Below are 2064 nucleotides of genomic sequence, written 5' to 3' on the forward strand. Positions count from 1 at the left end.
TGTGCGTTACAGTTAGCTAGCCAGTGCTGCTTTTACTTTATCACGGTAACTTCTACTTACTTTAAGCTCTTGTCCGTTATCTAACACTAATAAATATTCACCACTAACCTGAGTTACCAGCTTGCTAATTTGTTTGGTGTTAACAATCGCGCTGCGATGAACACGTACAAATAAGCTTGGATCTAATTCTTGTTCAAGCTCTTTCATAGTTTTACGTAATATATGCGTTTGCCCATCTTGGCAATGCAGACACATGTAATCACCTGCCGCATCTACCCACTGTATAGTAGCAACGGGTACTCTGACAATTTCGCCCTGCTCTTTTACGGCCAATGACTCAGGATAACGACGATCTGTAAGGGTATCGCCTGTGGCTAATTTCTTTAAAATTTCTTCGCAGTTATTGCCTGTTATCCCTGCTACGAAGCTCGCTAGTTTTTTCTTATGGGCGTTATCCTGCTGAGTTTTTAAATAGGTATGCACTTTTTCTACCGCCTGTTTTAATCTGTTATCATCAACGGGTTTTAAAATGTAATCTAAAGCATGAATTTCAAATGCTTTAACAGCAAAGTGATCAAACGCCGTAACAAACACAATGGCAGGTAAATCTTTACTGCTTTCACTTAAAGCACGTGCGACTTCAAAACCGTTCATACCAGGCATTTGAATATCAAGAAAGACAAGATCAATTTTTTCGTTTTTACAACTTTCAATCGCATCAAAACCTGAGCTACACAGTTTGATCACTTCAATATCAGAAAACTCTTCAAGCCTGACGGCTAAACCTTTACGTGCTAATGGCTCATCATCAACAATAAGCGTTTTTATTCTTGTCATTTCTTCACAGCCTTCTCAAACGGGACTCGCAGATTAACTTTTAATCCACTTGGCGTATTATGTGATAATACAAACGAGTAATTATTTTCGTAGAGCGTTTTTAATCTGTCTCGGGTGTTTGCCACCCCTACGCCTTGTGCATTAACTAACTGACCATTTTCAATATCAGTGCCAGGCCCATTATCGCCCACTTCAAGTAATAATTCATTAGCAAAAACTTGCGCTTTTATATCAATAACACCACCTTCTGACATATGGGCAATGGCGTACTTAATGGCATTTTCGATGATCGGTTGTAATATTAAGCTTGGCACTAATGCTTGTTTGGCCTGCTCACTCACGTCCACATTAACTTGTAAGCGCTCATCAAAACGTACACGTTCAATTTCTAAATAGAGCATTAATGCATGTAACTCTTGCTCCAGCGGCACTTTTTTAATTGGATCAGTATTAAGCGTATAGCGTAAAAAGTCACTCAATTTAGATACCATCAAGTTAGCATCTTTATTTTCTTTTACCAAAACTAAGGTTGATATTGCATTGAGCGTATTAAACAAAAAATGAGGATTTAGCTGGTATCTAAGCATTTTTAACTGCGCTTCGTGCGCCATTGTGGTCGCTTTTAAGGCTTTTTGACGTTCACTTTGTAATAACTGGTAATACTTAACCCCAAAGTACAAACCACTCCAACACAAAATAATATAAACAGAATCAAGTCCTTGTTGTAAATAATAAAACCATTCTTCAGGACGGTATCCGTGGCGATAAATTTCCCACAGGTTAAACTTTTGCACCACGGCCCATAATGTACCGGTTATATAAGAGGCGCCAAATACAACAATAATTAATACCCAAGGTGAGGCATTCCAAATTTTGCGATAAATATAACGCAGAGGCACAGTCATTAAACAGCCCGCATAGGCGTTTAGTAAAATAACGAATACGTAAATATCACGCATTTCGAATACTTTAGAACCAATATAGTTAACTAACGCATAACCTATCCAGCCTGCAATTTGCAAAAGCCAGAAAAAACGTTGTCTGTTATCAATTAAAGACTGCCAATTCAAAATTAATTATTACCTTGTAAATTTGTGACTATTATATCGATTTATCGTCAGGTATAGCACTACCAACTGTCTTACTTTTTAATAGCCCTATCGCAAACAATAAATTAAATAAATGCAGGATGGATGTTCAGTTCTGGTTTAGTTGTTACGTTGAACC

2 protein-coding genes are annotated in these 2064 nt (G+C 37.6%); both read right to left on the minus strand.

The features are described 5' to 3' along the window. Nucleotides 1-12: 12 nt before the first annotated feature. Nucleotides 13-837, minus strand: coding sequence for a LytTR family DNA-binding domain-containing protein (locus P20439_RS01810; RefSeq protein ID WP_008110464.1), 825 nt, complete (start codon nucleotides 835-837; stop codon nucleotides 13-15). Beyond that, nucleotides 834-1907, minus strand: a complete 1074-nt coding sequence (locus P20439_RS01815; RefSeq protein ID WP_008110465.1) for a sensor histidine kinase — start codon at nucleotides 1905-1907, stop codon at nucleotides 834-836. Before P20439_RS01815 ends, P20439_RS01810 begins: the two co-directional genes overlap by 4 nt. Between the last annotated feature and the right edge of the window lie 157 nt (nucleotides 1908-2064).

Origin of the sequence: Pseudoalteromonas sp. BSi20439 (assembly GCF_000241165.1) — a bacterium.
Taxonomy (GTDB): Bacteria; Pseudomonadota; Gammaproteobacteria; order Enterobacterales; family Alteromonadaceae; genus Pseudoalteromonas.